Raw genomic sequence first — 24854 nt, 5'->3', positions numbered from 1 at the left:
GGCTCAGAGCTCCTCGGACGGCACGGGGGCGGCACCGGAAGCGTGCTCGACGCGGAGCAGCGCGATCGCGGACTCGAAGTCGTCGAGCGATTCGAAGGCCTGGTAGACACTGGCGAAGCGGAGGTACGCGACCTCGTCCAACTCACGCAACGGCGCGAGGATCGCCAGACCGATGTCGTTCGCGTCGATCTGCGAGGCGCCGGTGGCGCGGATGGACTCCTCCACCCGCTGAGCCAGGACGGCGAGGTCGGAGTCCGTCACCGGGCGTCCCTGGCAGGCCTTGCGGACACCGCTCACGACCTTCTCCCGGCTGAAGGGCTCCACCACGCCGGAGCGCTTGATCACGCCGAGACTCGAGGTCTCCATGGTGCTGAAGCGCCTTCCGCACTCGGGGCACTGCCGGCGTCGGCGGATGGCGAGTCCGTCGTCGCTGGTGCGCGAGTCGATCACACGGGAATCCGGGTGGCGGCAGAACGGGCAGTACATCAGCGGGCTCCCTCGGGGGTGGTGGGGGCGGTGGTGTCGTCCGCAGCACGGATCTCGGCATCGACGAGCCCGAAGCGGGCCGTCACCGCCTCGCCGTGCGCCGGCAGGTCCTCCGAGCCTGAGAGGGCGACGATGTGGGCCGAGACCTGACGGAGCGCCGGTTCGTCGTACCGGACGACCTGCTGCGGCCGGAGGAAGGTGAAGGCTCCGAGGCCCGAGGAGAACCGCGCCTGGCCGCCCGTCGGGAGGACGTGGTTCGACCCGGCCAGATAGTCGCCGAGGCTCACCGGGGTGTGGTCGCCGAGGAAGATCGCGCCGGCGTTGGTGATGGCGCCGAGGAGCGACTCCGGGTCGCGGGTCTGCACCTCGAGGTGCTCAGGCCCGTACGCGTTGCTGAACGCCACGGCCGCCTCGAGGTCGTCGACGAGCACGATGGCCGACTGCGGCCCGCCCAGGGCCTCGACGACGCGCGCTCCGTGACGGGTGCCTGCGGCGTACCGCTGCAGCCACTCCTCCACCGCGGTGGCGAGCGCCGCACTGTCGGTGACGAGCAACGATGCCGCCGCCTCGTCGTGTTCCGCCTGGCTCACGAGGTCGGCTGCGACGAGCCGGGCATCGGCCCCGGCGTCCGCGATGACCAGGATCTCGGTGGTCCCGGCTTCGGCGTCGATCCCCACCTGCCCCTTCACGAGGCGCTTGGCGGCCGCCACGAAGATGTTGCCCGGGCCGGTCACGACGTCGACCGGGTCGAGGGCGAGGTCGGGTACCCCGTAGGCGAACGCACCGATCGCTCCGGCGCCGCCCATGGCGTAGACCTCGGTCACCCCGAGCAGCCCGGCGGCGCCGAGGATCGTCGGGTGGACGCGGCCGCCGAACTCGCGCTGCGGGGGCGAAGCGAGCGCCACGGAGCCGACGCCGGCCTCCTGGGCCGGTACGACGTTCATGACGACACTCGAGGGGTAGACGGCCTTCCCGCCCGGGACGTAGAGGCCGACACGGCCGACCGGGGCCCAGCGCTGCACGACGGTCGCGCCGTCGGCGAGCTCGGTCGTGCGCTCCGGCGGGACCTGCGCTCCCGTGGCGGTCCGGACCCGGTCGATGGCCTCCACGAGCGCGGCGCGCACGGCCGGCTCGAGCGCTGTGACGGCCGCGTCGATCTCGGCCTGTGGGACGCGGATCCGCTCGGGGCGTCCCCCGTCGAACCGGTCTGCCTGCGCCAAGAGCGCCTCGGAACCGTCCGCTCGGACGTCGTCGATCAGCGCCTGAGCGGCATGCGCTGCCGCGGTGATGTCGACGACGGGACGGGGCAGCATGTCCAGGAGCTCGGTGCGGCTCGGCCGCACTCCCCTGAGGTCAATGGTGGTGATCATGGCCGTCACAGCCTATCGTCCGCAGCGGTCCGTCCCGGCTGCCGCCCGCGTCCGGGCGGGGTCAGCCGAGACAGTTCGGGCCGAGCAGGGACTTCAGCTCGCCGAAGAGTCCGGACGAGAGGCTGACGCGATGGGGCAGCTCGAACACCCGCGCGATCTCGCCTCGGATGAGCTTCAGTCGGACCTCGGTCGATCCAGCGTGCCGCGTCAGCACGTCGCTGAGCGTGGTCACCGTCTCGGTCGTCGCCCGGGCGTCGGCCATCGACAGCTGGAGCATGCGGTCGGCACCGGCCTCGGGCAGTTCAGGCGAGAAGATGCTGTACGCGTGGAGGTTCATCCCGTCGTCTCGGACACTGACCCGTCCGCGGACCACCACGATCGAGTCGCCGACGAGTTCGGAGGCGAACTCCTGGTATGCCTTGCCCATGAACATGGCGGTCATCTCGCCGCCGAAGTCCTCGACCTGGATCATGCCGTACTGGTTGCCGGAGGCCTTGGCGATCCGGTGCTGGACACTCGTGACGAGCCCCGAGATCACGACGGTCTCGCCGTCCATGCCCTCGGAGGTCATGAGGTCGGTGATGGTCGTCGTGGCGTGCTTCGCCAACTCGATCTCGAGTCCGGCCAGCGGGTGGTCCGAGACGTACAGCCCCAGCATCTCCCGTTCGAAGTTGAGTTTGTCGCGCTTGCTCCAGTCAGGACGCGCGGGGACGCTCGCGAGCGGAACCTCGCCGACCTCGGCGAACAGGCTGTCGAAGTCGAAGCCGATGCTCCCGGACGCCTCGGCACGCTTGTCCTTCACGACCGAGTCGACGGCGTCCTCGTGGATCTCGTAGAGCGCGCGCCTGCTGTCGCCCATGGAGTCGAACGCGCCGGCCTTGATGAGCGACTCGATGGTCCGCTTGTTCGCCACCGGTAGCGGCACCTTGCGGAGGAAGTCGTGGAAGGAGGTGAACCGGCCCTCGCGCTCGCGTGCCTGTCGGATGAGCTCCACGACGTTCGAACCGACGTTGCGGACGGCACCCAGACCGAACCGGATGTCCTCCCCGACTGCGGCGAAGAACCCGATGGACTCGTTGACGTCGGGCGGCAGGACCTGGATCCCCATGCGGCGGCACTCGTTGAGGTAGAGCGCCATCTTGTCCTTGGAGTCGCCGACACTCGTCAGCAGACCGGCCATGTACTCGGCCGGGTAGTGCGCCTTGAGGTACGCCGTCCAGTAGGAGATGACCCCGTAAGCGGCGGAGTGCGCTTTGTTGAACGCGTAGTCCGAGAACGGGAGGAGGATCTCCCACAGCTTGTTGACGGCCTCCATCGAGAAACCGTTCGCGACCATGCCGCCGGAGAAGCCCTCGAACTGCTTGTCCAGTTCGGACTTCTTCTTCTTACCCATCGCACGACGGAGGATGTCTGCCTGCCCGAGGGAGAAGCCAGCGACCTTCTGCGCGATCGCCATCACCTGCTCCTGGTAGATGATGAGGCCGTAGCTCGTCGACAGGATCTCGGAGAGCGGCTCCTCGAGCTGCGGGTGGATCGGGGTGATCTCCTGCAGGCCGTTCTTCCGCAGCGCGTAGTTCGTGTGCGAGTTCGCGCCCATCGGCCCGGGCCGGTACAGGGCGATCAGCGCCGAGATGTCCTCGAAGTTGTCGGGCTTCATGAGGCGCAGCAGCGCGCGCATCGGTCCGCCGTCGAGCTGGAACACCCCGAGGGTGTCGCCTCGGGACAGGAGTTCGTACGCACCGCGGTCGTCGAGTTCGAGGTCTTCGAGGACGAGTTCGATGTCGCGGTTGCTCTTGATGTTGTCGAGGGCGTCGTTGATGATCGTCAGGTTGCGCAACCCGAGGAAGTCCATCTTGATCAATCCGAGGGACTCGCACGCCGGGTAGTCGAACTGCGTGACGATCTGGCCGTCCTGCTCGCGCTTCATGATCGGGATGATGTCGATGAGCGGGTCGCTCGACATGATCACGCCGGCCGCGTGGACGCCCCACTGGCGCTTCAGGTTCTCGATGCCGAGCGCGGTCTCGAAGACGGTCCGCGCCTCCGGGTCGGTGTCGAGGATGCCACGGAGGTCGACCGCCTCCTTGTACCGCGGGTGCTTGGTGTCGAGGATGCCCTCGAGCGGGATGTCCTTGCCCATGACCGCCGGCGGCATGGCCTTCGTCAGCTTGTCGCCCATGCCGAACGGGAAGCCGAGGACGCGCGACGAGTCCTTGAGCGCCTGCTTGGCCTTGATGGTGCCGTAGGTGACGATCTGCGCGACGCGCTCGTCGCCGTACTTCTCGGTGACGTACTTGATGACCTCGCCGCGGCGGCGGTCGTCGAAGTCGACGTCGAAGTCGGGCATCGACACGCGGTCGGGGTTGAGGAACCGCTCGAAGATGAGCCCGTGGCGGAGTGGGTCGAGGTCGGTGATCTGCATCGCGTACGCCGCCATGGAACCCGCACCGGAACCACGACCGGGACCGACGCGGATGCCGTTGCGCTTCGACCACTGGATGAAGTCGGCGACGACGAGGAAGTACCCGGGGAAACCCATCTGCACGATGACGCGCGTCTCGTAGTTCGCCCGTTCCCGGACGTCGGCGGGGATCCCGTTCGGGTACCGCAGGTTCAGCCCGGTCTCGACCTCCTTGATGAACCAGCTCTCCTCGTTCTCGCCCTCCGGCACGGGGAATCGCGGCATGTAGTTGGCCGAGGTGTCGAAGGCGACGTCGCACCGCTCGGCGATCGCGAGGGTGTTGTCGCACGCCTCGGGGTACTCGCGGAACAGTCGGCGCATCTCGTCCGCGGACTTCAGGTAGAACTCGTCGGCGTCGAACTTGAACCGGTTCGGGTCGTTGAGGGTGGAGCCGGACTGCACGCAGAGGAGGGCGGCGTGGGCTTTGGCGTCCGCGGCGTGCGTGTAGTGGAGGTCGTTCGTCGCGAGGAGCGGGAGACCGAGGTCTTTGGACAGCCTGATGAGGTCGGCCATGATCCGGCGCTCGATCCCGAGCCCGTGGTCCATGATCTCGCAGAAGTAGTTCTCCGCGCCGAAGATGTCGCGGAAGTCCGCCGCGGCCTTGACCGCCTCGTCGTACTGGCCGAGACGGAGTCGCGTCTGCACCTCGCCGCTCGGGCAGCCGGTCGTCGCGATGAGGCCGGCGCTGTACTGGCTCAGGATCTCGCGGTCCATGCGCGGCTTGAAGTAGTACCCCTCGATCGACGCCTTCGACGAGAGCCGGAAGAGGTTGTGCATCCCCTCGGTGGTCTCCGAGAGCAAGGTCATGTGAGTGTAGGCGCCGGCGCCGGAGACGTCGTCTCCCCCACCGTCCCCCCACTTGATCCTCGTCCGGTCGCCGCGCGCGGTCCCCGGGGTGATATACGCCTCGGTGCCGATGATCGGCTTGATACCGGCATCGGTCGCCGTGCGCCAGAAGTCGAAGGCGCCGAACATGTTGCCGTGGTCGGTCACGGCGACGGCAGGCATCCCCTGCTCGACTGCGGCCTGGATGAGCGGCTTCACGCGGGCTGCTCCGTCGAGCATCGAGTACTCGCTGTGGACGTGCAGATGGACGAACGAATCGGTGGACGTGGGCACGGACGGCGCCTCCGGGGATCGTGCTGTGGGGTTCGGCGCGGACGCCGAGGTGGTCTGTGATCCAGCCTAACCGTCACCGCCGACGGTCGGCTCCGGCGATGCCGTCAGGGACACCGACGGGATGGGCGGGCGTCGGCTCAGTCGAGCTCGAGCACGGACAGCGCGTGCTGGAGGTCGGCCGGGTAGGCCGCCTCGAACCGAACGAACTCCCCCGTGGCCGGGTGGGCGAACCCGAGCTTCGTGGCGTGGAGCCACTGGCGGGTGAGTCCCAACCGCGCCGACAGCGCCGCGTCGGCCCCGTACATCGCGTCGCCGACGCAGGGGTGCCGCTGGGCCGCCATGTGCACGCGGATCTGGTGGGTGCGGCCGGTCTCCAGGTGCACCTCGAGCAGCGAGGCGTACGGGAACGCCTCGAGCGTCTCGTAGTGCGTGATCGACGGCTTGCCGTCGGCGGTCACGGCGAACCGCCAGTCGTGACGCGGATGGCGGCCGATCGGTCCGTCGATGGTGCCGGCGAGTGGATCGGGATGCCCCTGCACCACAGCGCGGTAGATCTTCTCGACCTCGCGGTCGTGGAAGGCCCGCTTGAGCCAGGTGTAGGCCCGCTCGGTCTTCGCGACGACCATGAGGCCGCTCGTCCCGGCGTCCAGCCGATGGACGATGCCCGCGCGCTCGGCGGCTCCCGAGGTCGAGATGCGGAAGCCCGCCGCCGCGAGGGCGCCGAGCACCGTCGGTCCCTCCCAACCGACCGAGGGATGCGCCGCGACGCCCGCAGGCTTGTCGACGACGACGATCTCGTCGTCGTCGTGGACGATGCCGAGGTCGGGGACGGCGATCGGGACGATCACGGCCTCCCGTCGAGGCGTCCATTCGATCTCGAGCCAAGCGCCGCCGAGCAGGCGATCGGACTTGTCGACCGACTTCCCGTTCATGGTGACGCCGCCGGCCAAGGCCACCTCGGCCGCGTAGCTGCGCGAGAAGCCCAGGAGCTTGGCGAGTCCGGCGTCGACGCGCTCGCCGTCGAGTCCGTCGGGGACGTACAGGCTGCGGGACTCGTTCACGGACGACCTGCGTCCGGGCTCGCGTCGCCAGGCTCCGCAGGATCGAGGACGGCCGCGTCGGCTTCAGCCTCGCGGTCCTCCGCTTCCTGGGCGGCCCGTTCACTCGCTCGCGTCGTGCGCGTGCCGTCGAGGTTGACACCGAAGAGCGTCAGGAGGATGAACAGCGCCATGCTGACCACGATGCAGATGTCGGCCACGTTGTAGATCGCGGGGAGCATCCAGGGCGTCGAGATGAAGTCGACGACGTGGCCGAGGCCGAAGGACGGCTCTCGGAAGAGGCGGTCGGTCAGGTTGCCGAGCACGCCTCCGAGGAGCAGACCGAAGACGATCGCCCAGGCGCGCGAACGGATGCGGCGCGCGAACCAGACGATGACGACGACGACCACCGCGGCGAGGATCGAGAAGATCCAGGTGTAGCCGGCACCCAGCGAGAAGGCGGCACCCGAATTCTTGACGAAGTACAGGACCAGCGCCTGTCCGAAGACGGGGACGGACTCACCGACCGTCAGGTTGGTGGTGACGAGGAACTTCGTGAACTGATCGGCCGAATAGGCCACGACGGCAACCAGCGCCAGGACTGCAAGAGTCCTGGCGCTGGCCTTCGACGGTGATGCGGGAGACAACCGGGTGTCTGCGCTAGACCGCTGCGCTGTCGGCGGTGACGCCGGACTTCGCATCGGGTGCGGAGCTCGACGACGAGGCGTCGAGGTCCTTCAGCTGACCCTCGATGTAGCCGCGGAGCTGCGAGCGGTACTCGCGCTCGAAGTTGCGCAGCTCGTCGATCTTGTGCTCCAGCACGGAGCGCTCCTGCTCGAGGATCTGCATCTGTGCGCGCTGCTTGGCCTCGGCCTCGGCGACGACACGTGCCGCGGTCGCGTGACCTTCGGCGATGAGTGCGTCGCGACGCTGAGCGCCCTCTGCGACGTGCTCGTCGTGCAGGCGGCGGGCCAGCTGCAGGAGGTTGTTGGAGCTCTCAGCCGTGTTGTCGGTCGACTCGGCGGCAGGAGCCGCTGCGGGTGCGACGACCGGAGCCGGTGCGGGAGCGGGCTCAGCCTTGGCGAGCGCGGCGGGAGCGGAGGAGCCGCCCTTCTGCAGCTCGGCGACCTTGGCCTCGGCCGCGGTCAGCTTCTGCTGGACCTCGTCCTTCTCCTGGATAAGGCGACGCAGTTCGACGACGACCTCGTCGAGGAAATCGTCTACCTCGTCCTGGTCGTAGCCTTCGCGGAACTTGGTCTGCTGAAACCGCTTCTGGACCACGTCTTCGGGAGTGAGCGCCATAGCGAACCACCTTCACTGTCGAATCGAAAATCTGTGTACAACGCCCCCACGCTAGCAAAGTCTGACCCAGTGGGTGAGACATGTTGTAAGCGTCGGAGCTTCCCGTCAGGTGACGGGCGTTCTATCGTAGCCGCACAATCGTCGTGAACCCTGCGCGGGCGCCGACGTCGGCGGCTACAGGAGTTGGACGAGCGTCATCGCGATGATGCAACACAGCATCGTGAGCGTCCAACCGAAATCGAGCGCGACGGGACCGACCGCGACGCGCGGCAGGACACGGCGGAAGAACCGGATCGGCGGGTCGGTGACCGTGAAACTGAGCTCGGCGAGGACCAGGCCGACGCCCGACGGTCGCCACTGCGGGCGGAGTACCCGAGCCAGGTCGAGGATGAACCGCGCCCAGAGGACGAAGAAGTACAGGAGCAGCGCGAGATAGAGGATCGTGCCGATCACGGAGATGAGAGAAGCCACCCCTCGATTATGACTGAGCGAAGAAGGTCGCCTCGGTCGCTTCCGGTGCGCCCTGCCCGTTGTCGCCGGAAACGGCGACGTGCTCGGGCGAGAGCAGGAAGACCTTGCTCGTCACTCGCTCGATCTTCCCGTAGAGGCCCTGCGAGAGGCCACTGGCGAAGTCGATGAGGCGTCGGGCGTCGCCGTCGCTCATCTGAGAGAGGTTGATGATGACCGGGACACCGTCGCGGAAGCTCTCGGCGATGATCTGAGCATCGCGGTACTGCTTGGGGTGCACCGTGAGGATCTCGTTGAGGTCGGAGCTCGGGGCGACCGGCTGACGGACCGGGACCGGCTTGCGCAGCGGGGTCACGGGAGCGGCCTTCTCAACGCGCTCGACCCGCTCTGCGCGCTCGGGACGTTCTGCCCGGCGAGGCTCGGCCTGCTGCGTGGGCTCGGCCTGGGCAGCGTGCTGCTGCTCGTACTCGAGATCATCGTCGGCGAGCCCGAGGTACACCATGGTCTTCTTCAGTGGGTTCGACATCGTTTCCTCCGTGATCTGCGGTCCTTGCACCTTCGAGATTAACGTCACACCGGACGATTCCCGGTGATTGCCGTGCCGATGCGTAGGTGTGTCGCGCCCGCTTCGATCGCCTCGACGTAGTCGTGGCTCATCCCGATCGACAGGCCGTCGGCCTGCGGAGCGAGGGATCGCACCCGCGCGGACGCCGCGACGACGCGCGCGAACGCATCGGCCGGCGGCTCGTCGAGGGGCGCGACGGCCATGATGCCTCGCAGGACGACACCCTCGGCCGCGAGCGTCTCCGTGGCGAGCGCTTCCAGCGCCGCATCGCCTACCACACCGCCACGACCCGGGTCGTCGGTCAGGTTCACCTGGAGGAACACCTCGAGGAGGCGGTCCGGTGATGAGAGCGCCCGCAGGAGTTCGGGTCGGTCCACCGAGTGCACGGCGTCGACGTATCGGCGCACCTGCTTGGCCTTGTTCGTCTGCAACTGGCCGATGAAGTGCCACCGCAACCCGAGTCCGGCGGCCGCCTCGGCCTTGTCGCGGGCCTCCGGGTGGCGGTTCTCCCCCACGTCGGTGACCCCCGCGGCCACGAGCTGCTGCACGAGTGTGACCGGATGGAACTTCGTCACGACGATGAGCGTCGGCTCGTCGGCGCGACCGGCTGCACGAGCGGCGTCTGCGACGCGCCCGCGGATCGCGGCGAGGCGATCGAGCAGAGCCGGATCGGGCTCCGAAGAGCCCGATCCGGCCGCAGTGATCGTGTCGCCCACTACTTCAGGAAGTCGGGGATGTCCAGCTCACCCTCGTCGTCGAACGAGGGGTCGACGACGGCGGTCTCGACGACCGCATCGGGCTGACGGTGCGTCGCACCGGAGAAGGGCGACGACGCGTTCTGCCTGGAGCTCCAGTCGCCACCGGAGGCGACCGGTGCCGCAGCAGGCGCCGAGCGGTGCTCGGACGACTCGGAGGCCGTGTTGGCCGAGGTGCTGATCGGAGCGCTGGGCGCCTCGTCCGAGGTGCTCATGACGCCGCCCGAGATGACCGCGTCGGCCGGCGAGGCCGCCGTCCTGGTGAGGGGCTCGCCACCGTCGAATCCGGCGGCGATGACCGTCACGCGCACCTCGTCGCCGAGGGTGTCGTCGACGACCGCACCGAAGATGATGTTCGCCTCGGGGTGCACGGCCTCCTGGACGAGCTTGGCGGCGTCGTTGATCTCGAAGATTCCGAGGTTCGAGCCACCCTGGATGGACAGCAGGACACCGTGGGCGCCCTCGATGCTCGCTTCGAGGAGCGGGGAGGCGACGGCGAGTTCGGCCGCCTTGATGGCACGATCCGCGCCACGCGAGGAGCCGATACCCATCAGGGCGGAGCCGGCTCCCTGCATGACCGACTTGACGTCGGCGAAGTCGAGGTTGATGAGGCCGGGGGTGGTGATGAGGTCGGTGATGCCCTGGACGCCGGCGAGGAGCACCTGGTCGGCGGTCGCGAAGGCCTCGAGCATGCTGATGCCGCGGTCGCTGATCTCCAGCAGGCGGTCGTTCGGCACGACGATGAGCGTGTCGACCTCCTCCTTCAGGCGGGCGACGCCGAGTTCGGCCTGGGCCTGACGACGACGACCCTCGAAGCCGAACGGCTTCGTGACGACACCGATGGTCAGCGCACCGATCGACTTCGCGATCCGCGCCACGACGGGTGCGCCACCGGTTCCGGTACCGCCACCCTCACCGGCGGTGACGAACACCATGTCGGCGCCGGCGATGGCCTCTTCGATCTCCTCGGCGTGATCCTCCGCCGCGCGTCGTCCGACCTCGGGGTCGGCGCCGGCGCCGAGGCCGCGGGTGATCTCGCGGCCGACGTCGAGCTTGACGTCGGCATCGCTCATCAGCAGCGCTTGCGCGTCCGTGTTGATGGCGATGAATTCCACGCCTCGGAGGCCGAGCTCGATCATGCGGTTGACCGCGTTCACGCCGCCGCCGCCGATACCGACGACCTTGATGACGGCGAGGTAGTTCTGGTTTGTAGTCACTTCAGGCCTCCGTGAGAACTCTCAACCTCTAGTTAAGGTTTAAAGTTATGCTGCGTATGCATTTTCTGTCCTGAGCACGACGTTAGGGCCCAGCCCCGACCGTGTCGGGACGCTCCCGGGCGTGTCGGCACATCGACGGGAATATCCCGGCGCGCTTCCTCAGCGGACGATGGCGGCGGACGGCGACGACACGTCGTACTGGTTCACCTGGGACGGGTCGGTGGCCGCCATCGTGGTCGCGAGGATCCGCGCTTTCAGGACCGAGTCCTCCGCACTCCCCCACACGACTTCGGCGGGCGAATCCACGAGCGTGAGGGTGACGTCGTCCGCGGTCGACGCCGAGACGGACGCCACGCGGGCGCGGAGATCGGCCGGGAGCGCGCGGATCACCGCCGCCGCGGCGACGAAGCCCTTCGAGGTCGGGCCGCCGGTGACCATGAGCGTGGGATACCCGGCGATCGGTTGGTCGCTGCGCTCGATGGTGACCCCGGCGGCGTCGACGAGGGTGTACACCGATCCGGACTGCAACACGCCCACCGGCTCGCGTTCGACGATCCGCACGACGAGCGTGCTCGGGGGCTGGGATTCGAGGGAGTAGCTCGCGATGAGCGGGTATCCGACGAGCACCGCCTTGACGGCGCCCGCATCGACCAGCGCGAGTGGGCGACCCAGCTGGTCGCTGAGCGCCTCGGTGATCTCGGCCTGATTGACCCGGCTCGCACCGACGACCTCGATGGACCGGACGGCCAGCAGCGGCGAATAGGCTCCGGCGAGCGAGACGACGATCAGGACGCCGAGGATCGCGGCCGCGATCACCCAGGGACGGTGGCGGCCGCGCTTGCGGGCCGTGAACCGACGGATCTCCTGGCGTTCGTGACGACGTCGCAGCTTGGCGGCCTCACGCGGGGTGAGGAACGCCTCATCCTCCGGTTCGTCCGGGCGCTCCAGGGTCGCCGTCGCCGAGGCGGAGGACGTCGCCGCCGGTTTCGCACCGACCTTCGACGATGGTGCCGGCGTCGATGAGGCTGACGCCGACTTCGACTTCGACTTGGACCTCGAGCCCGACGGCTGGGACGGTGCGCCGGCACCCGACCGCTTCGGCCGGAGCCGCGCGGCGTCCAGCTCGATGACGTCCGTCTCCTGCTCTGTGACGGGCTCAGCAGGCGCGGCGGCGCGGTCGACCGGCGCGGACGCCGACGGTCGCGCCTGGCGCTCGGGGCGCGGACTGGCCGCGGGGTCGAAGCCGTCCGGGCGCTTCACCGGACGCCCATCAGACGGACTCGCGACCGGCGATGGCCTCGAGGAGCTGCGGCACGATGCGGTAGACGTCGCCGCATCCGAGCGTGATGACGAAGTCACCGGGTCGCACGACCGTCGCCGTGTAGTCCGCGGCGCGCTGCCAGTCGTCGATGTACGCGACGCGGTCCGCGTCGGAGAACCGGGTCGACACCGTGGCACCGGTCACACCGGGCTCGGGGTCCTCGCGCGCGCCGTAGACCTCGAGCACGACCGTGTGATCGGCGTACCGTTCGAGGGCGTCGGCGAACTCCTGGGCGAACAGGCGGGTCCGGCTGTACAGGTGCGGCTGGTGGACCGCGATGATGCGACCGTCGCCGACCACCGTGCGCGCGGCGGCGAGAGCGGCGGCGACCTCGGTGGGGTGGTGCGCGTAGTCGTCGTAGACACTGACACCGTCGACGACCCCGTGCAGCTCGAATCGACGCTGCGTTCCGCCGAAGGCGCTGATGCCTCGGAGCGCGTCCGCCGGGTCGAACCCGACACCGACGAGGACGGCGAAGGCACCGGCGGCGTTGATGGCGTTGTGGCGCCCGGGCACGCGGAGGGTAGCCGCGTAGCTGGTGCCCTCGTAGCTGAGCTGGAACGAGACCGGCCCGGTGGAGCCGACGTCGTGCAGTCGGACGTCCGCGTCGGCGGCCTCTCCGAAGGTCAGCACGCGCTTGCCGTCGGCGGCCGCGCGGAGCGCCGGGGTGATCCGGACCGCGCCGGCGTCGTCCGAGGAGATGACGACGAGCTCGCGAGCCTGCTGGGCGAAGGTCACGAACGCCTGCTCGAACGCTTCGAGCGAGCCGTAGTGGTCCAAGTGGTCGGGGTCGATGTTCGTGATGAGCGCGACGGCCGTGTCGTAGAGCAGGAACGAACCGTCGGACTCGTCCGCCTCGACGACGAACAGTTCTCCGGCGCCGCGGGCCGAGCTCAGCCCGAGGGACTCGATCACGCCACCGTTGACGAAGCTGGGATCGGCACCGAGTTCCAGCAGCGCCGTGATGATCATGCCGGTCGACGTCGTCTTCCCGTGGGCCCCCGCGACGGAGATGAGTCGCGTCCCGGAGGTCAGCCACGCGAGCGCCTGCGACCGGTGCAGGATCGTCAGGCCCCGTTCCTTCGCGAGCAGGTACTCGGGATTGTCCGCCCACAGCGCCCCGGTCACGACGAGGGTGTCCGCGTCGCCGACGTTCTGTGCATCGTGGCCGATGGCGACGGGGACGCCGAGCTCGCGCAGGGCGTCGATGTTCTTCGACTCGCGCACGTCCGAGCCGGTCACGCGCGATCCGGCGCTCACGAACAACCGTGCGATGCCGCTCATCCCGCTGCCGCCGATGCCGACGAAGTGCACGACGCCGAGGTCGGCGGGGATCTCGACGGTGGGGTCTGGCTTGATCACGGTGTCACGCTTTCTGGGAAGACTGGATCACCGGCCGCGCACGCGCTGCACCGATGGTTGGAGCGCCTCATCGATGAGGGCGATGACGCGAGCCGTGCCGTCGGAGACACCGACGCTCTTGGATTGGGCGGCCAGGTCGTCGACCCGGTGCCGATCGCTCAGCAACGGGACGAGGTGCTCACGCACCCAGGCCGGCACGAACTGCGCGTCATCTACCATAACCGCTCCCCCTGCACGCACGACGTCGGCGGCGTTGAAGCGCTGCTCACCGTTGCCGACCGGGTAGGGCACGTAGACGGCCGGGAGCCCGACCGCGCACAGCTCGCTGACCGTGGCGCTACCAGCACGCGACACCGCGAAGTCGGCTGCGGCGATGGCGAGCTCCATCCTGGAGCAGTACTCGAGGAGGTGGTAATGGTCGACACCGGGATCCGAGATCTCGCTCTTCGCACCCGTGATGTGGAGCACCTGCCAGCCGGCCGCGACGACGTCTTCGGCACTCTGGCTCATCGTCGCGTTGATCCGTCTCGCGCCGAGCGAACCGCCGGTGACGAGCAGTAGCGGTCGGTCCGACACGAGGCCGAACTCGGCGAGGGCCGCCGGCCGGAGCGTCTCGCGGTCCAGCTCCTCGATCTCGCGACGCAGCGGCATGCCGACGAAGCGTGCGTTGCGGATGGGCGTGTGATGGAAGGCGACACCGACGTAGGGCGTGTACCTCGCGCCGAGCCGGTTCGCGAGGCCCGGACGCGCGTTCGCCTCGTGGATGACCAGCGGGACGCCGGCGCGCCTGGCCGCCGTGTAGGCCGGTGCGGCCGCGTAGCCGCCGAAACCGATCACGACGTCGACCCGGTGCTCCCGGATCATCGCGACCACGGCTGCGACCGTCCGGCGGAGGCGACCGGGGAAGCGGAGGGCATCGATGTTCGGCCGACGGGGGAAAGGCAGTTTGGGGATGGTGAGCAATTCGTAGCCGCGTTCCGGGACGAGTCGTGCCTCGAGGCCCTCCGCCGTGCCGACGACGAGGATCGTCGCTTCAGGGTCTCTGGCTCGCAGTCCGTCGGCCACCGCCAACAGCGGGTTGACATGGCCGGCGGTGCCGCCGCCGGCGAGGAGGTAGGTGGTCATCGGGTGACTCCGGAGGATTGGGGACGTCGAGCGGGTGACCGACGGGACTGCTGGGACGCGGGACGCCCCCGCTCCCGGGCGAACGACAGGACGATCCCGATCGCGACGAGGGTGGTGAGCAGCGCCGTGCCGCCCGAGGACAGGAGCGGTAACGGCACGCCGAGCACCGGGAGGACTCCGAGGACGACGCCGATGTTCACGAGTGCCTGGCCGATGATCCAGGCCATGATGGCGCCGGTGGTGATCCTGACGAAGGAGTCGTCGCTGGTGCGGATGACTCTGATGAACATGACGGCGAGGAAGACGAACAGCCCGAGGACGAGGACGGCACCGATGAGGCCCAGCTCCTCGCCGATCGCCGCGAAGATGAAGTCGTTCGAGATTGCCGGCAGCCACCCGTACTTCGCGCGCGAGTTGCCGAGGCCGACGCCCCAGAGGCCGCCGTTCGCCAGCGCCCACGTGCCGTGGGTCGACTGCCAGTCGGCGTTCTCGTAGTCGCCCTTGCCGTCGCCGAAGAACGCCATGATGCGCTGCATACGGTTGGCGCTCGTGACGGCCATGATGAGGAACAGCACGGCCCCTGCGACCACCGGGATCGCGATGTAGCGCAGTCGCACCCCGGCGAAATATAGCGCCGAGAACACGATCAGGGCCATGATCACGACGGTACCGAGGTCGCCACCGAGCAGGACGAGGCCGATGGAGAGACCGGCGAAGGGGATGACCGGGATCAGGGCGTGCTTCCACTCGAGGAGACGCGGTTGCTTGATCGTCAGCACGAGCCCGAGCCACACGACCAGTGCGAGCTTGACCGCTTCCGAGGGCTGCGCGGTGAAGCCGCCGATCTCGATCCAGTTGCGGTTGCCACCGATCTCGTAGCCGAGCGGTGTGAAGACGAGCAGTTGCAGGCCCATGGCGACCAGGAGGAACACCCACGCCCACTTCTTCCAGAACCGTGCCGGGAAGCGGCTCACGATGAGCATGAGCGGAACACCGATCATCGCGAACGTCGCCTGGCGCCAGAACAGCCCGAAGTACCCGTCGCCGGCCTCATAAGACTCGACGGAGGATGAGGACAGCACCATGACGAGCCCGAGCCCGACGAGGAACAGGGTGACACCCAGCAGGAGGAAATAGTTCTTCGACTCCGGACGCAGCACCTTGCCCAGCGAGATCCGCGCACTCGACATGCCTCTCGGCGACGTCGGTGCGTCGGGTGTCCCACTGCCTGAGGCGACCGTCGTCATCCGGGACGACGACGACCGCACGCGGCGCGGGTCAGCGCGAGGCGGATCGATCATCCGCCTCACCTCCCAGCTCTGCTTCGACGGCGGCCTGGAACAGGCGACCACGGTGTCCGTAGTCCGTGAACTGGTCCATCGAGGCGGCTGCAGGAGCGAGGAGCACGGTGTCCCCTGCCTGCGCGACCTCGGCGGCCCGGCGAACGGCCTCCGGCATGACGTGTTCAGTCTCCGCTGCGTCGACCTCGATGACGGTCAGGGTCGGCGCGTGTCGCGCGAATGCCGCGAGGACCTCCGAGCGGTCGGCGCCGATCACGACGGCCGCGCGCAGGTGGTCGGCGTGCCGCTCCACCAGATGATCGATCGAGACGCCCTTCAACAGGCCTCCGACGATCCACACCACCGAGCGGTAGGCGGCGAGCGAGGCGTCGGCGGCGTGCGGATTGGTGGCCTTCGAGTCGTCGATCCAGTCCACCTCGAGCCGTCGCGCGATGAGCTGGATCCGGTGCGCGTCCAGGCCGAACGACAGCAGGGTGTCGCGCACGGCCTCGACCGTGATGCCGGCGGCCCGGGCGAGTGCCGCTGCCGCCAGGATGTTGGCGACGATGTGCGGGGCGGCGAGCCCGCGCTGGGCGAGCGCTTCGACCGTCGTGATCTCGAGGGCGCTCGTCCGACGGTCGTCGAGGAACGCGCGGTCGACCAGGATGCCGTCCACGACGCCGAAGTCGCTCGGTCCGGGGACGTCGAGGCCGAACCCGACGGCGCGGGCGCCGTCGACGACCTCGGCCTCCTCGACCATCGACATCGTCGCCGCGTCAGCACGGTTGTAGACGCACGCGATTTTCGTGTTCTCGTACACCACGGCCTTCGCCGCCCGGTACGCCGCGGCGGAGCCGTGCCAGTCGAGGTGGTCGTCGGCGAGGTTCAGGCAGACGCTGGCGAGCGGCGAGACGATGCTCCGACCGCCCTGCAGGCCGAGGGTGTGCAACTGGTAACTCGAGAGCTCGACGACGAAGAAGTCGAAGCCCTGCGGATCACGGACGGCGTCCAGGACCGGGACGCCGATGTTGCCGCAGGGCGCCGCGCGGAAGCCCGCCTCGACGAGCATCGACGCCGTCAGCTGAACGGTCGTGGTCTTGCCGTTCGTTCCGGTGACGCAGATCCACTCGGCCGGGGTGCCGACCTTGTCGCGGACCCGCCAGGCGAGCTCGATGTCGCCCCAGACGGCGACCCCGGCGGCCTGCGCCCACGTGACGACGGAGTGGTCGGGGTGGAATCCGGGTGAGACGACGACGAGCTCCGGAGCGAACTCGACGAGCTCGGACGGAACGGTCGACAGGTCCCGCTGGATGAGCCGCGCACCGATGACGCCGACGAGTTCGGCGCGTTCGTCCGCGGCGTCGCCGGCCAGGACCAGGACCTCCGAGCCGAGCTCGGTGAGGGTGTCAGCGACGGAGAACCCGGTCATCCCGAGCCCCAGGACGGCGACCCGCAGACCACGCCAGTCGGCGTGCCAGCTGCGGAGCCCGTCGAGGCGCTCAGCGCTCATCGGCTCAACCACTCGAGGTAGAAGGACCCCACGCCCGCTGCGACGAGCAGACCACCGATGATCCAGAACCGGACGACGACGGTGACCTCGGCCCAACCCTTGAGCTCGAAGTGATGGTGGATGGGGCTCATGAGGAAGATGCGCTTGCCACGGGTCGCCTTGAAGTAGACCCGCTGGACGATCACGGAACCGGCCTCGATGACGAAGAGACCACCGACGAGCACTAGAAGGAGCTCGGTCTTACTGAGGATGGCCAGGGCCGCGAGCGCTCCACCGAGCGCCAACGAACCGCTGTCACCCATGAAGATCTGCGCCGGCGAGGTGTTCCACCAGAGGAACCCGATGAGCGCACCCACGATCGCCGCGGCGACCACGGCGAGGTCGAGTGGATCTCTGACGTCGTAGCACTTGTAGGCCACGTCGGAGGCGAGCGAGGAGCTGAAGCACGACTGGTTGAACTGCCAGAACCCGATGATGATGTACGAGCCGATCGCGAGGATCGAGGCGCCGGTGGCGAGCCCGTCGAGCCCGTCGGTGACGTTCACGCCGTTCGACGTCGCGGCCACGATCACCGAGGTCCAGAGGATGTACAGCAGGATGCCGATCACCGGGATGCCGATCGCCATGAAGTTGATCGGGATGTCGCGGATGATCGAGATGTTCGTCGACGCCGGGGTGAAGCCCTCGGTGTTCGGGAAGTTGATCGCGAGGACGGCGAAGACCGTCGCGACGATGAGCTGTCCGGCGACCTTCGCCCACCCGCCGAGGCCGAGGCTCTGCTTCTTCCGGACCTTCAGGAAGTCGTCGATGAACCCGACGATGCCGAGTCCGACCATCATCAGCAGGACGAGGAGCGCCGAGACGCCGACCTGCTCCTGGAAGATCAGATAGCTCGCGAAGAAGCCGACGAGGGTTCCGACGATGATGATGACGCCACCCATCGTCGCGGTACCGCGCTTCGTGTGGTGGCTCTGTGGTCCGTCGTCGCGGATGAACTGGCCCCAGGCCAGCTTGCGGAACGCCCTGATGAAGAGCGGTGTCAAGAAGAGGGAGAACGCCAGCGAGATCGCTCCCGCGGCCAACAGGACTCTCATGCGTACAACTCCCCCAGTCGATCGCCCAGCAACCGGAGTCCGGCCGCGTTGGACGATTTCACGAGCACGGTGTCGCCCGGGGCGATCTCCGCGCTCAAGTACGCGAACGCCTCGTCCGCGGTCGCGAAGTACACCGACTCCCCGTCCCACGATCCTTCGTTGATCGCGGTGATGTGCATGCGGCGGGCCTCGGGGCCGACCACGACGAGGCGGCCGATCCCGAGCCGGACGACCTGGAGCCCGATCCGGTCGTGCTCCTCGCCCGCCCAGTCGCCGAGTTCGCTCATGGCGCCGAGGACCGCGATGGTCCGGCCGCGTTCAGCACCGATCTGGGCGAGGGTCCGGATCGCGGCCGACATGGAGTCGGGGCTCGCGTTGTAGGCGTCGTTGATGATGGACACGTCGTCGCGTCCGCCGAGGGGCTCCATCCGCCAGCGCTCCGCCCGGCTCACGCTCGCGAGGGCGTCGACGATGAGGTCGATCTCCACACCGAGTTCGTGGGCGGCTGCGGCCGCGGCGAGGGCGTTCATGACGTGGTGCTCACCGAGCACCTTGAACCGGACGGGCGCAGAGGAACCGTCGGGCAGGTGCAGCGTGAACGCGGTTCCGGACGCCGTCGCGACGATGTCGGTCGCTCGAACGGCGGCGCGGTCGTCGAGGCCGAACCAGAGGACGCGTGCCCGGGTGGCATCGGCCATGCCCGCCACCCGTGGATCGTCGAGGTTGAGGACGGCGACGTCCTCCGGGAGCAGCTCGGACACCATCTCGGTCTTCGCCGTGACGGTCGCTTCGATCCCACCGAACTCCCCCGCGTGGGCGAGTCCGACCTTCAGGACCACGCCGATGTCGGGCTTCGCCATGCGGATGAGTCGGGCGATCTCGCCGATGCCGCTGGCACCCATCTCCGCGACGAGGAACCGCGTCTCGTTCGTCACGCGCAGCATGGTGATCGGTGCTCCGACCTCGTTGTTGAAGGAGGCCTTCGGGCTGACCGTCTCCCCGACGCGCTCGAGGACCGCGGCGAGGAGGTTCTTGGTCGTGGTCTTGCCGTTGGATCCGGTGATGCCGACGATCCGGAGTCGTCCGAGCGCGCGCACCCTCGTGATGACCTCGGTGGCGAGGGCGCCGAGCGCGGTCACGGAGTCCTCGACGACGATCTGCGGCACGGCGACGGGCAGCTCCCGTTCGACGATGAGCAGGGCGGCGCCGTTGGCGACCGCCGCGTCGGCGAACAGATGTCCGTCGGTCTCCTCGCCGGGCTTCGCGACGAAGATGTCGCCGGGCGTGATGAGTCGGGAGTCGGTGTCGGCGACGCCGGACACGACGAGGCCGGGGTCCGCCGGTCCGGGGATCAGTCGGCCGTCGGTCGCCGCGGCGATCTCGGTGAGGGTCAGGTCGATCATCAGAGCCACCCTGCCTCACGCAGCGCGTCGCGCGAGTCGTCGCGCGCCGAGTACGGGAGCTTCACGCCGGCCACCTCGTGGTAGTCCTCGTGCCCCGGTCCTGCGTAGAGGATGGTGTCGCCCTGCCCGGCCAGCGCAAGCGCCGTACGGAACGCGGTCGCCGGATCGGCGACCTCGTGCAACTCGCCGTCCGGCGCTGCTTCACGGGCGGCCTCGAGGAGCACGCGCCGGATCGACGCCGGGTCCTCGCTCCGGGGATGGAAGTCGGTGACCACCACGACGTCGGCACCCCGGGCGGCGATCGCACCCATGTCGCGACGCTTCGTCGTGTCGCGGTCTCCGTCGGCGCCGAACACCATGACCACGCGGCCCGGCGTGACGGCCCGGATGGCTGCGAGGGTGTTGAGGAACGCGTCGGGGCTGTGCCCGTAGTCGATGTACACGACCGGGCCGCGGTCGCCGCTGATCCGCTCGGCACGCCCGGGGATGTAGGCGTCGATCCCACCGTCCCGCTCGAGGGCCTGGGCGATCATGTCGAACTCCACACCGGACTCGACGAGCATCACGATCGCGAGCGCGGCGTTCGCCGCCATGAACCAGCCGAGCAGCGGCACGCTCGTCACGAGCGCTTGGTCGCCGGGGCCGTCGAGGCGGAACGTCGTGGAACCGGCGGTCTCCTCGAGGATCGTCATGCGCCAGTCGGCGTCGATCTCGGGGCGGGTCGTCAGGGTCGTCACCGGGATCCGGCTCTGCTCGACGAGCCGGCCGCCCCACTCGGAATCGATCGTGACGACGCCTCGTCGAGCGCGATCGGGTTCGAACAGCTCCCGCTTGGCCGCGAAGTACTCGTCGAAGTCGCCGTAGTCGTCGAAGTGGTCGTGACTGAGGTTGGTGAAGCCGACGACGTCGAAGACGATGCCGTCGACGCGGTGCCTGGTCAGCGCCTGGGCGGAGACCTCGATGGCGACCGCGCGCACCTCGGACTCGCGCATGCGCGCGAGCAGCGCATGCAGCTCGCTGGCCTCCGGCGTGGTGAGGGAGCTCGTCACCGCGAGGTCGCCGATGCGCCGCTCCGCGGTCGAACTCAGCCCGGAGACGATCCCGAGCTGCGCGAGCATGCCGCTCAGGAGGTAGACCACGCTCGTCTTGCCGTTGGTGCCGGTCACGCCGAACAGTGTCGGTGGCTCCTCGGCGGTGCGGTAGACCCAGGCGGCGAGGTGGCCGAGGGCTGCGCGCGGCTCCGGCACGACGATGATCGGCAGGCCGGCCGCGGCCGCCAGCTCTCGTCCGGCGTCGTCGGTCAGCACGGCGACCGCGCCGCGTTCCTTCGCCTGCTCGGCGTATGCGGCACCATGGGCGCGGACACCCGGCATGCCGATGTAGAGGTCACCGGGCTCGACGGCACCGGAGCTCAGGCTGACACCGCTGATCTCCACGCCGTCGGCCGAGCCGTGCAGGTCGAGATCGAATTCGGTCACCAGCTGCGAGAGCGCCCGCCGCTGCGGATGTTCCGGCCTGAGGCTGATCGGGCCCTGATTGTTCACGCTGAGCCCATCCTTCATGAGGTCGTTCAAAAACTGAGCGGCAGGTTCGGTGCCGGCTCCGTGGACGGCTGCACTCCCCTGCTCTTCAGCACCTGGGTGGTCACATCCCGGAAGATGGGAGCGACTGCAGCCGATGAATTCATCTTAACCGGGTCGGCCAGGTTCACCGAAACGACGAACTGCGGCGCCTCTGCAGGAGCGAAACCGGCCATTGAGACGAGGTAGCTCGAGCTGTAGCCTCCATCGCCGTCGGGCTGCTGTGCGGTGCCGGTCTTCATCGCCACCCGGTAGCCGGGGACGTCGACGTTCTTGGCCACCCAGCTCTCCTGGTCGACCATCTCGAGCATGTCGCTGACCTGCTTCGCCGCGTCCGCGGAGACGACCTGGGTTCCGGTCGCGTCGGGGACGTCGGTCATGGTGCCGTCCGCATTCCGGCAACCCTCGACCAGCTGGACGGGCATGCGGACACCGCCGTTCGCGATCGTCTGGTACAGGCTGGCGCCCTGGATCGCGGTCGTCGAGAAGCCCTGACCGAACATGGTCGCGTAGTCCGTCTGGTTGTCCCAGTCCGCAGCGTCCGCCATGAGGCCACCGGACTCGCTCGGGAAGCCGACCTCGGTCTTCTGCAGCTGACCGAACTTCTGGAAGTACGCGTAGCGGGTGTCGGCGCTCATCTTCTCGCCGAACTGCGAGATCCCCGTGTTCGACGACTGGACCATGACGCCCGCGAGCGTGAGGTTCATGTCCTCGTGGAACTCGCTGTCGTTGATGTCCGCACCGTTCGAGGGCTTGTACCGGAACGGAGCGACCACCTGTGAGTTGGGGCTGGCGACGCCCTGGTCGATCAGTGCCGCAGCGGTGAGCGACTTGTACGTCGATCCCGGTTCGAACGGCGCGGCGAAGGCCCGTGAACCTCGGTCCTCGGACGGCGTCGCGCTGACGTTGCCGGGGTCGACGGCCGGGTACTCGGCGACGGCGAGGAGCTTGCCGGTCTTGACCTCCATCACCGTGACGACGCCCCAGCTCGCACCGACCGCTTCGGCCTGCGCGGCGAGCGACTGCTGTGAGAACCACTGGATGTCCTTGTCGAGCGTCAGCACGACGTCGCCGCCGTCCTTCGCCGGCTTCGTCACCGTGGTGCCGGGGAGCGGCAGACCGCCGCTGCCCTTCTCGTACGTCGTGCGTCCGTCCTTGCCGGCGAGGCAGGAGTTCTCCATGAGTTCGACGCCCGCCTGGGCCTCGCCCTCCTCGCCCACGAAGCCGACGATGTTGCCGGCGACGGCGCCGTTCGGGTAGACCCGGTACGGCTCCTCCTGGAAGGTCGTCCACGGGATCTCCAGCGCCTTGAGCGCTCGGAGCTGGTCGAGGGTGAGCTTCTTCGCGATGAGCGCGTAGAGCGAGTCCTTGTCCGCGGCGAGGGCGTCCGTGATGAGCGCGAGGATCTCCGGACCGGGCTTCCCGATGATCGCGCCGATCTCGTTCGTCGCCTGTTCGAGGGTGATCGTCTGCTCGGTGCCGTCGACATCACGTTCGAACGGGCCGGCGTCCTTCGGGGATGCCGCCATGCTGTAGCGCATGACCGCTTCGGCGAGCACCGAACCGTCGGAGGCGAGGATGCTGCCGCGGGTGGCGAGGATCGTGTCGCCCGTCTCGGTCTTCTCGAGCGATTCGGCGCTCAAGGCACTCGCGCGGACCACCTGGATGTCGACCAGACGGAGGACGAAGAGCGTCATCACGATGGAGACCGCGACGATGGTGAACGCGAGGCGTCGGCGCGTGGTCTTCGTGTGTCTCACCATGATGCCCGCACCGCGTCCTCTCCTGACGTCGCACCTCCGAGCAGGGCGTCGTCCTCCACCGTTATCCGTCCGGTCATCGCGTGGTCGGCGACGGCAGCCCGTCCTGCAACGGTACGGGCGGTGTGACAGCTTCCTGGCTCGACGCGCCGTCTGCGGCGGCGGCGTTCTGTCCGCCGACGAGCGGGAGCGTCGCTGCCTGTGCGTTCGGCACGAGGGCGGCGTTGAAGATCGGACTCGTGCTCGCCGACGCCGGCGTGGGCGTCCCCAGCACAGCGCCGTCGGAGAGCCGGAGGTAGGTCGGGAGCGAGTTGCCCACCATGCCGAGTGCCTGCGCGTTGACGGCGAGGTACTGCGGCGAGGCCAGGCGGTCGAGGTCCTCGGCCAGCGCGGCCGAGGTGCGGCCGAGTTCGACCTGCTTCCCCTCGAGCTGCTGGATCTGGTAGGCGCCCTGGCTCAGCCCGACGCTGAGGAGCAACTGGCCCACGACGATGGCGACGACCGCACCGACGACGATGACCGCGTACATCGGCCGTGGTCGGAGCTTCGAGCGCGCCCCGGTCGTGACCGCACGGATGTGCTGCCGTTCGGGGGCGGTCCGGGTCGGCTGCGGCCGAGCGCGTCCGAACCGTTCGGGCGCGAGATCGAGTGCTGCGGTCGCTCCGCTCATGCTGGCCTCCTCAGCCGTTCGGCCGCGCGGAGTCGCACGGGTTTCGCTCTGGGGTTCTCGTCGATCTCGGCCTCGGTGGCGAGTTCGGCGCCCTTGACGAGGAGCTTCAGCTCCGCGCTGTGCTCCGGGAGCTCGACGGGCAGCCCCGCCGGCGTGGTCGACTTCGCCCGCGCCTGGAGCTCGCGCTTGACGATCCGGTCCTCGAGTGACTGGTAGGACAGGAACACGATCCGGCCTCCGACCCGAAGCAGGTCGAGCGCGCGGGGCACAGCGGACTCGAGGACCGACAGCTCCGCGTTGACCTCGATGCGCAGCGCCTGGAAGACCCGCTTGGCCGGGTGGCCGGTGCGACGTGCGGCCGCCGGCGTGGCCCGATCGATGAGCTCGACGAGCTGACCGGAACTCGTCAGGGGTCGCTGCTGGCGTTCCTCGACGATGCGGCGCGCGTAGCGCTGCGCCAACTTCTCGTCGCCGTACTCCCAGAAGATCTTCCGAAGTGCGACCTCGTCGTAGGTGGCGAGGATCGTCTCCGCCGTCAGCTCGCTCGAGGCGTCCATCCGCATGTCGAGTGGCGCGTCCTGCGAGTACGAGAAGCCGCGTTCGGTCCGATCGAGTTGCAGTGAGGAGACACCGAGGTCGAACAGGATCCCGTCCGCCTGTGGGAACCCGAGCTCCTCGGCCGCCTCGTCGATGTCGTCGTAGACGGCTTTGACGAACCGGACTCGCGACCCGAAGCGCTCGAGTCGCTCCTGAGCGATTTCCAGCGCATCGAGGTCGCGGTCGAGCCCGATGAGGGTCAACTGCGGGAACCGCTCGAGCATGGCTTCGGCGTGGCCCGCCATGCCGAGCGTGGCGTCGATGAGGACCGCGCCCTCGTGGGACACGGCTGGGGCGAGCAGCTCGATGCATCGCTCGAGGAGGACCGGGGTGTGGATGTCGTTGATGGCCATATGCGTAATCCGGACGGTC

Annotated in this window: 21 protein-coding genes; all 21 read right to left on the bottom strand. The window is 68.7% G+C overall.

Translation table 11 applies throughout. The annotated features are described in order from the left end of the window. Window positions 1-3: 3 nt before the first annotated feature. On the bottom strand, window positions 4-486 hold the full coding sequence (gene nrdR, locus IFU30_RS07745; RefSeq protein ID WP_064296987.1) for a transcriptional regulator NrdR: 483 nt from the start codon (window positions 484-486) through the stop codon (window positions 4-6). After that, a complete protein-coding gene (gene hisD, locus IFU30_RS07740) occupies window positions 486-1856 on the bottom strand; it encodes a histidinol dehydrogenase (RefSeq protein ID WP_192004868.1) in 1371 nt (456 codons plus the stop codon). Before hisD ends, nrdR begins: the two co-directional genes overlap by 1 nt. A gap of 61 nt (window positions 1857-1917) precedes the next feature. Further along, window positions 1918-5382 carry a DNA polymerase III subunit alpha gene (dnaE, locus tag IFU30_RS07735; RefSeq protein WP_194718966.1) on the bottom strand — a complete coding sequence of 1155 codons (3465 nt, stop codon included), beginning with the start codon at window positions 5380-5382 and terminating at the stop codon, window positions 1918-1920. A 191-nt stretch (window positions 5383-5573) separates the two neighbouring features. Beyond that, window positions 5574-6497, bottom strand: a complete 924-nt coding sequence (locus tag IFU30_RS07730) for an RluA family pseudouridine synthase (protein WP_079706009.1) — start codon at window positions 6495-6497, stop codon at window positions 5574-5576. Continuing rightward, window positions 6494-7174: a signal peptidase II gene (gene lspA / locus IFU30_RS07725; protein WP_079706010.1), complete on the bottom strand. Its 681-nt coding sequence runs from the start codon at window positions 7172-7174 to the stop codon at window positions 6494-6496. The genes IFU30_RS07730 and lspA overlap by 4 nt, the downstream gene beginning before the upstream one ends. Beyond that, complete coding sequence (locus IFU30_RS07720) at window positions 7134-7775, bottom strand: DivIVA domain-containing protein (RefSeq protein WP_079706011.1); 642 nt, start codon at window positions 7773-7775, stop codon at window positions 7134-7136. The genes lspA and IFU30_RS07720 overlap by 41 nt, the downstream gene beginning before the upstream one ends. Before the next feature lie 174 nt (window positions 7776-7949). Then, entirely contained in the window at window positions 7950-8246 is a 297-nt protein-coding gene (locus IFU30_RS07715; protein WP_064296991.1) for a YggT family protein, read from the bottom strand. A 7-nt stretch (window positions 8247-8253) separates the two neighbouring features. Next, a complete protein-coding gene (locus tag IFU30_RS07710) occupies window positions 8254-8769 on the bottom strand; it encodes a cell division protein SepF (RefSeq protein WP_064296992.1) in 516 nt (171 codons plus the stop codon). Between the two features lie 44 nt (window positions 8770-8813). Then, the gene (locus IFU30_RS07705) at window positions 8814-9524 is read right to left on the bottom strand and encodes a YggS family pyridoxal phosphate-dependent enzyme (RefSeq protein ID WP_342450824.1); all 711 of its coding nucleotides are present in this window, start codon (window positions 9522-9524) and stop codon (window positions 8814-8816) included. Further along, the gene (ftsZ, locus tag IFU30_RS07700) at window positions 9524-10780 is read right to left on the bottom strand and encodes a cell division protein FtsZ (RefSeq protein WP_192004867.1); all 1257 of its coding nucleotides are present in this window, start codon (window positions 10778-10780) and stop codon (window positions 9524-9526) included. Before ftsZ ends, IFU30_RS07705 begins: the two co-directional genes overlap by 1 nt. A gap of 159 nt (window positions 10781-10939) precedes the next feature. After that, on the bottom strand, window positions 10940-12040 hold the full coding sequence (locus IFU30_RS20870; protein ID WP_192004866.1) for an FtsQ-type POTRA domain-containing protein: 1101 nt from the start codon (window positions 12038-12040) through the stop codon (window positions 10940-10942). A gap of 10 nt (window positions 12041-12050) precedes the next feature. Next, window positions 12051-13463, bottom strand: coding sequence for a UDP-N-acetylmuramate--L-alanine ligase (gene murC, locus IFU30_RS07690; RefSeq protein ID WP_192004865.1), 1413 nt, complete (start codon window positions 13461-13463; stop codon window positions 12051-12053). Window positions 13464-13490: 27 nt separating this feature from the next. Then, window positions 13491-14588: a UDP-N-acetylglucosamine--N-acetylmuramyl-(pentapeptide) pyrophosphoryl-undecaprenol N-acetylglucosamine transferase gene (locus IFU30_RS07685; protein ID WP_192004864.1), complete on the bottom strand. Its 1098-nt coding sequence runs from the start codon at window positions 14586-14588 to the stop codon at window positions 13491-13493. Continuing rightward, window positions 14585-15889, bottom strand: coding sequence for a putative lipid II flippase FtsW (gene ftsW / locus IFU30_RS07680; protein WP_192004863.1), 1305 nt, complete (start codon window positions 15887-15889; stop codon window positions 14585-14587). The genes IFU30_RS07685 and ftsW overlap by 4 nt, the downstream gene beginning before the upstream one ends. Continuing rightward, window positions 15867-17378: a UDP-N-acetylmuramoyl-L-alanine--D-glutamate ligase gene (murD, locus tag IFU30_RS07675; RefSeq protein WP_192004862.1), complete on the bottom strand. Its 1512-nt coding sequence runs from the start codon at window positions 17376-17378 to the stop codon at window positions 15867-15869. The genes ftsW and murD overlap by 23 nt, the downstream gene beginning before the upstream one ends. Further along, on the bottom strand, window positions 17375-18472 hold the full coding sequence (gene mraY, locus IFU30_RS07670) for a phospho-N-acetylmuramoyl-pentapeptide-transferase (protein WP_138947134.1): 1098 nt from the start codon (window positions 18470-18472) through the stop codon (window positions 17375-17377). Before mraY ends, murD begins: the two co-directional genes overlap by 4 nt. Continuing rightward, complete coding sequence (locus tag IFU30_RS07665; protein WP_192004861.1) at window positions 18469-19875, bottom strand: UDP-N-acetylmuramoyl-tripeptide--D-alanyl-D-alanine ligase; 1407 nt, start codon at window positions 19873-19875, stop codon at window positions 18469-18471. Before IFU30_RS07665 ends, mraY begins: the two co-directional genes overlap by 4 nt. Continuing rightward, window positions 19875-21419 carry a Mur ligase family protein gene (locus tag IFU30_RS07660; RefSeq protein ID WP_274499988.1) on the bottom strand — a complete coding sequence of 515 codons (1545 nt, stop codon included), beginning with the start codon at window positions 21417-21419 and terminating at the stop codon, window positions 19875-19877. Before IFU30_RS07660 ends, IFU30_RS07665 begins: the two co-directional genes overlap by 1 nt. A 26-nt stretch (window positions 21420-21445) precedes the next feature. Further along, window positions 21446-23218: a peptidoglycan D,D-transpeptidase FtsI family protein gene (locus tag IFU30_RS07655; RefSeq protein ID WP_192004859.1), complete on the bottom strand. Its 1773-nt coding sequence runs from the start codon at window positions 23216-23218 to the stop codon at window positions 21446-21448. A gap of 73 nt (window positions 23219-23291) precedes the next feature. Further along, window positions 23292-23885: a hypothetical protein gene (locus IFU30_RS07650; protein WP_192004858.1), complete on the bottom strand. Its 594-nt coding sequence runs from the start codon at window positions 23883-23885 to the stop codon at window positions 23292-23294. Then, complete coding sequence (gene rsmH / locus IFU30_RS07645) at window positions 23882-24835, bottom strand: 16S rRNA (cytosine(1402)-N(4))-methyltransferase RsmH (RefSeq protein ID WP_192004857.1); 954 nt, start codon at window positions 24833-24835, stop codon at window positions 23882-23884. The genes IFU30_RS07650 and rsmH overlap by 4 nt, the downstream gene beginning before the upstream one ends. Between the last annotated feature and the right edge of the window lie 19 nt (window positions 24836-24854).

The organism is Plantibacter sp. CFBP 8798, from assembly GCF_014841195.1.
In the GTDB taxonomy this organism is placed as follows: domain Bacteria; phylum Actinomycetota; class Actinomycetes; order Actinomycetales; family Microbacteriaceae; genus Plantibacter; species Plantibacter auratus.
This window is presented reverse-complemented; position numbering and strand designations above follow the sequence as displayed.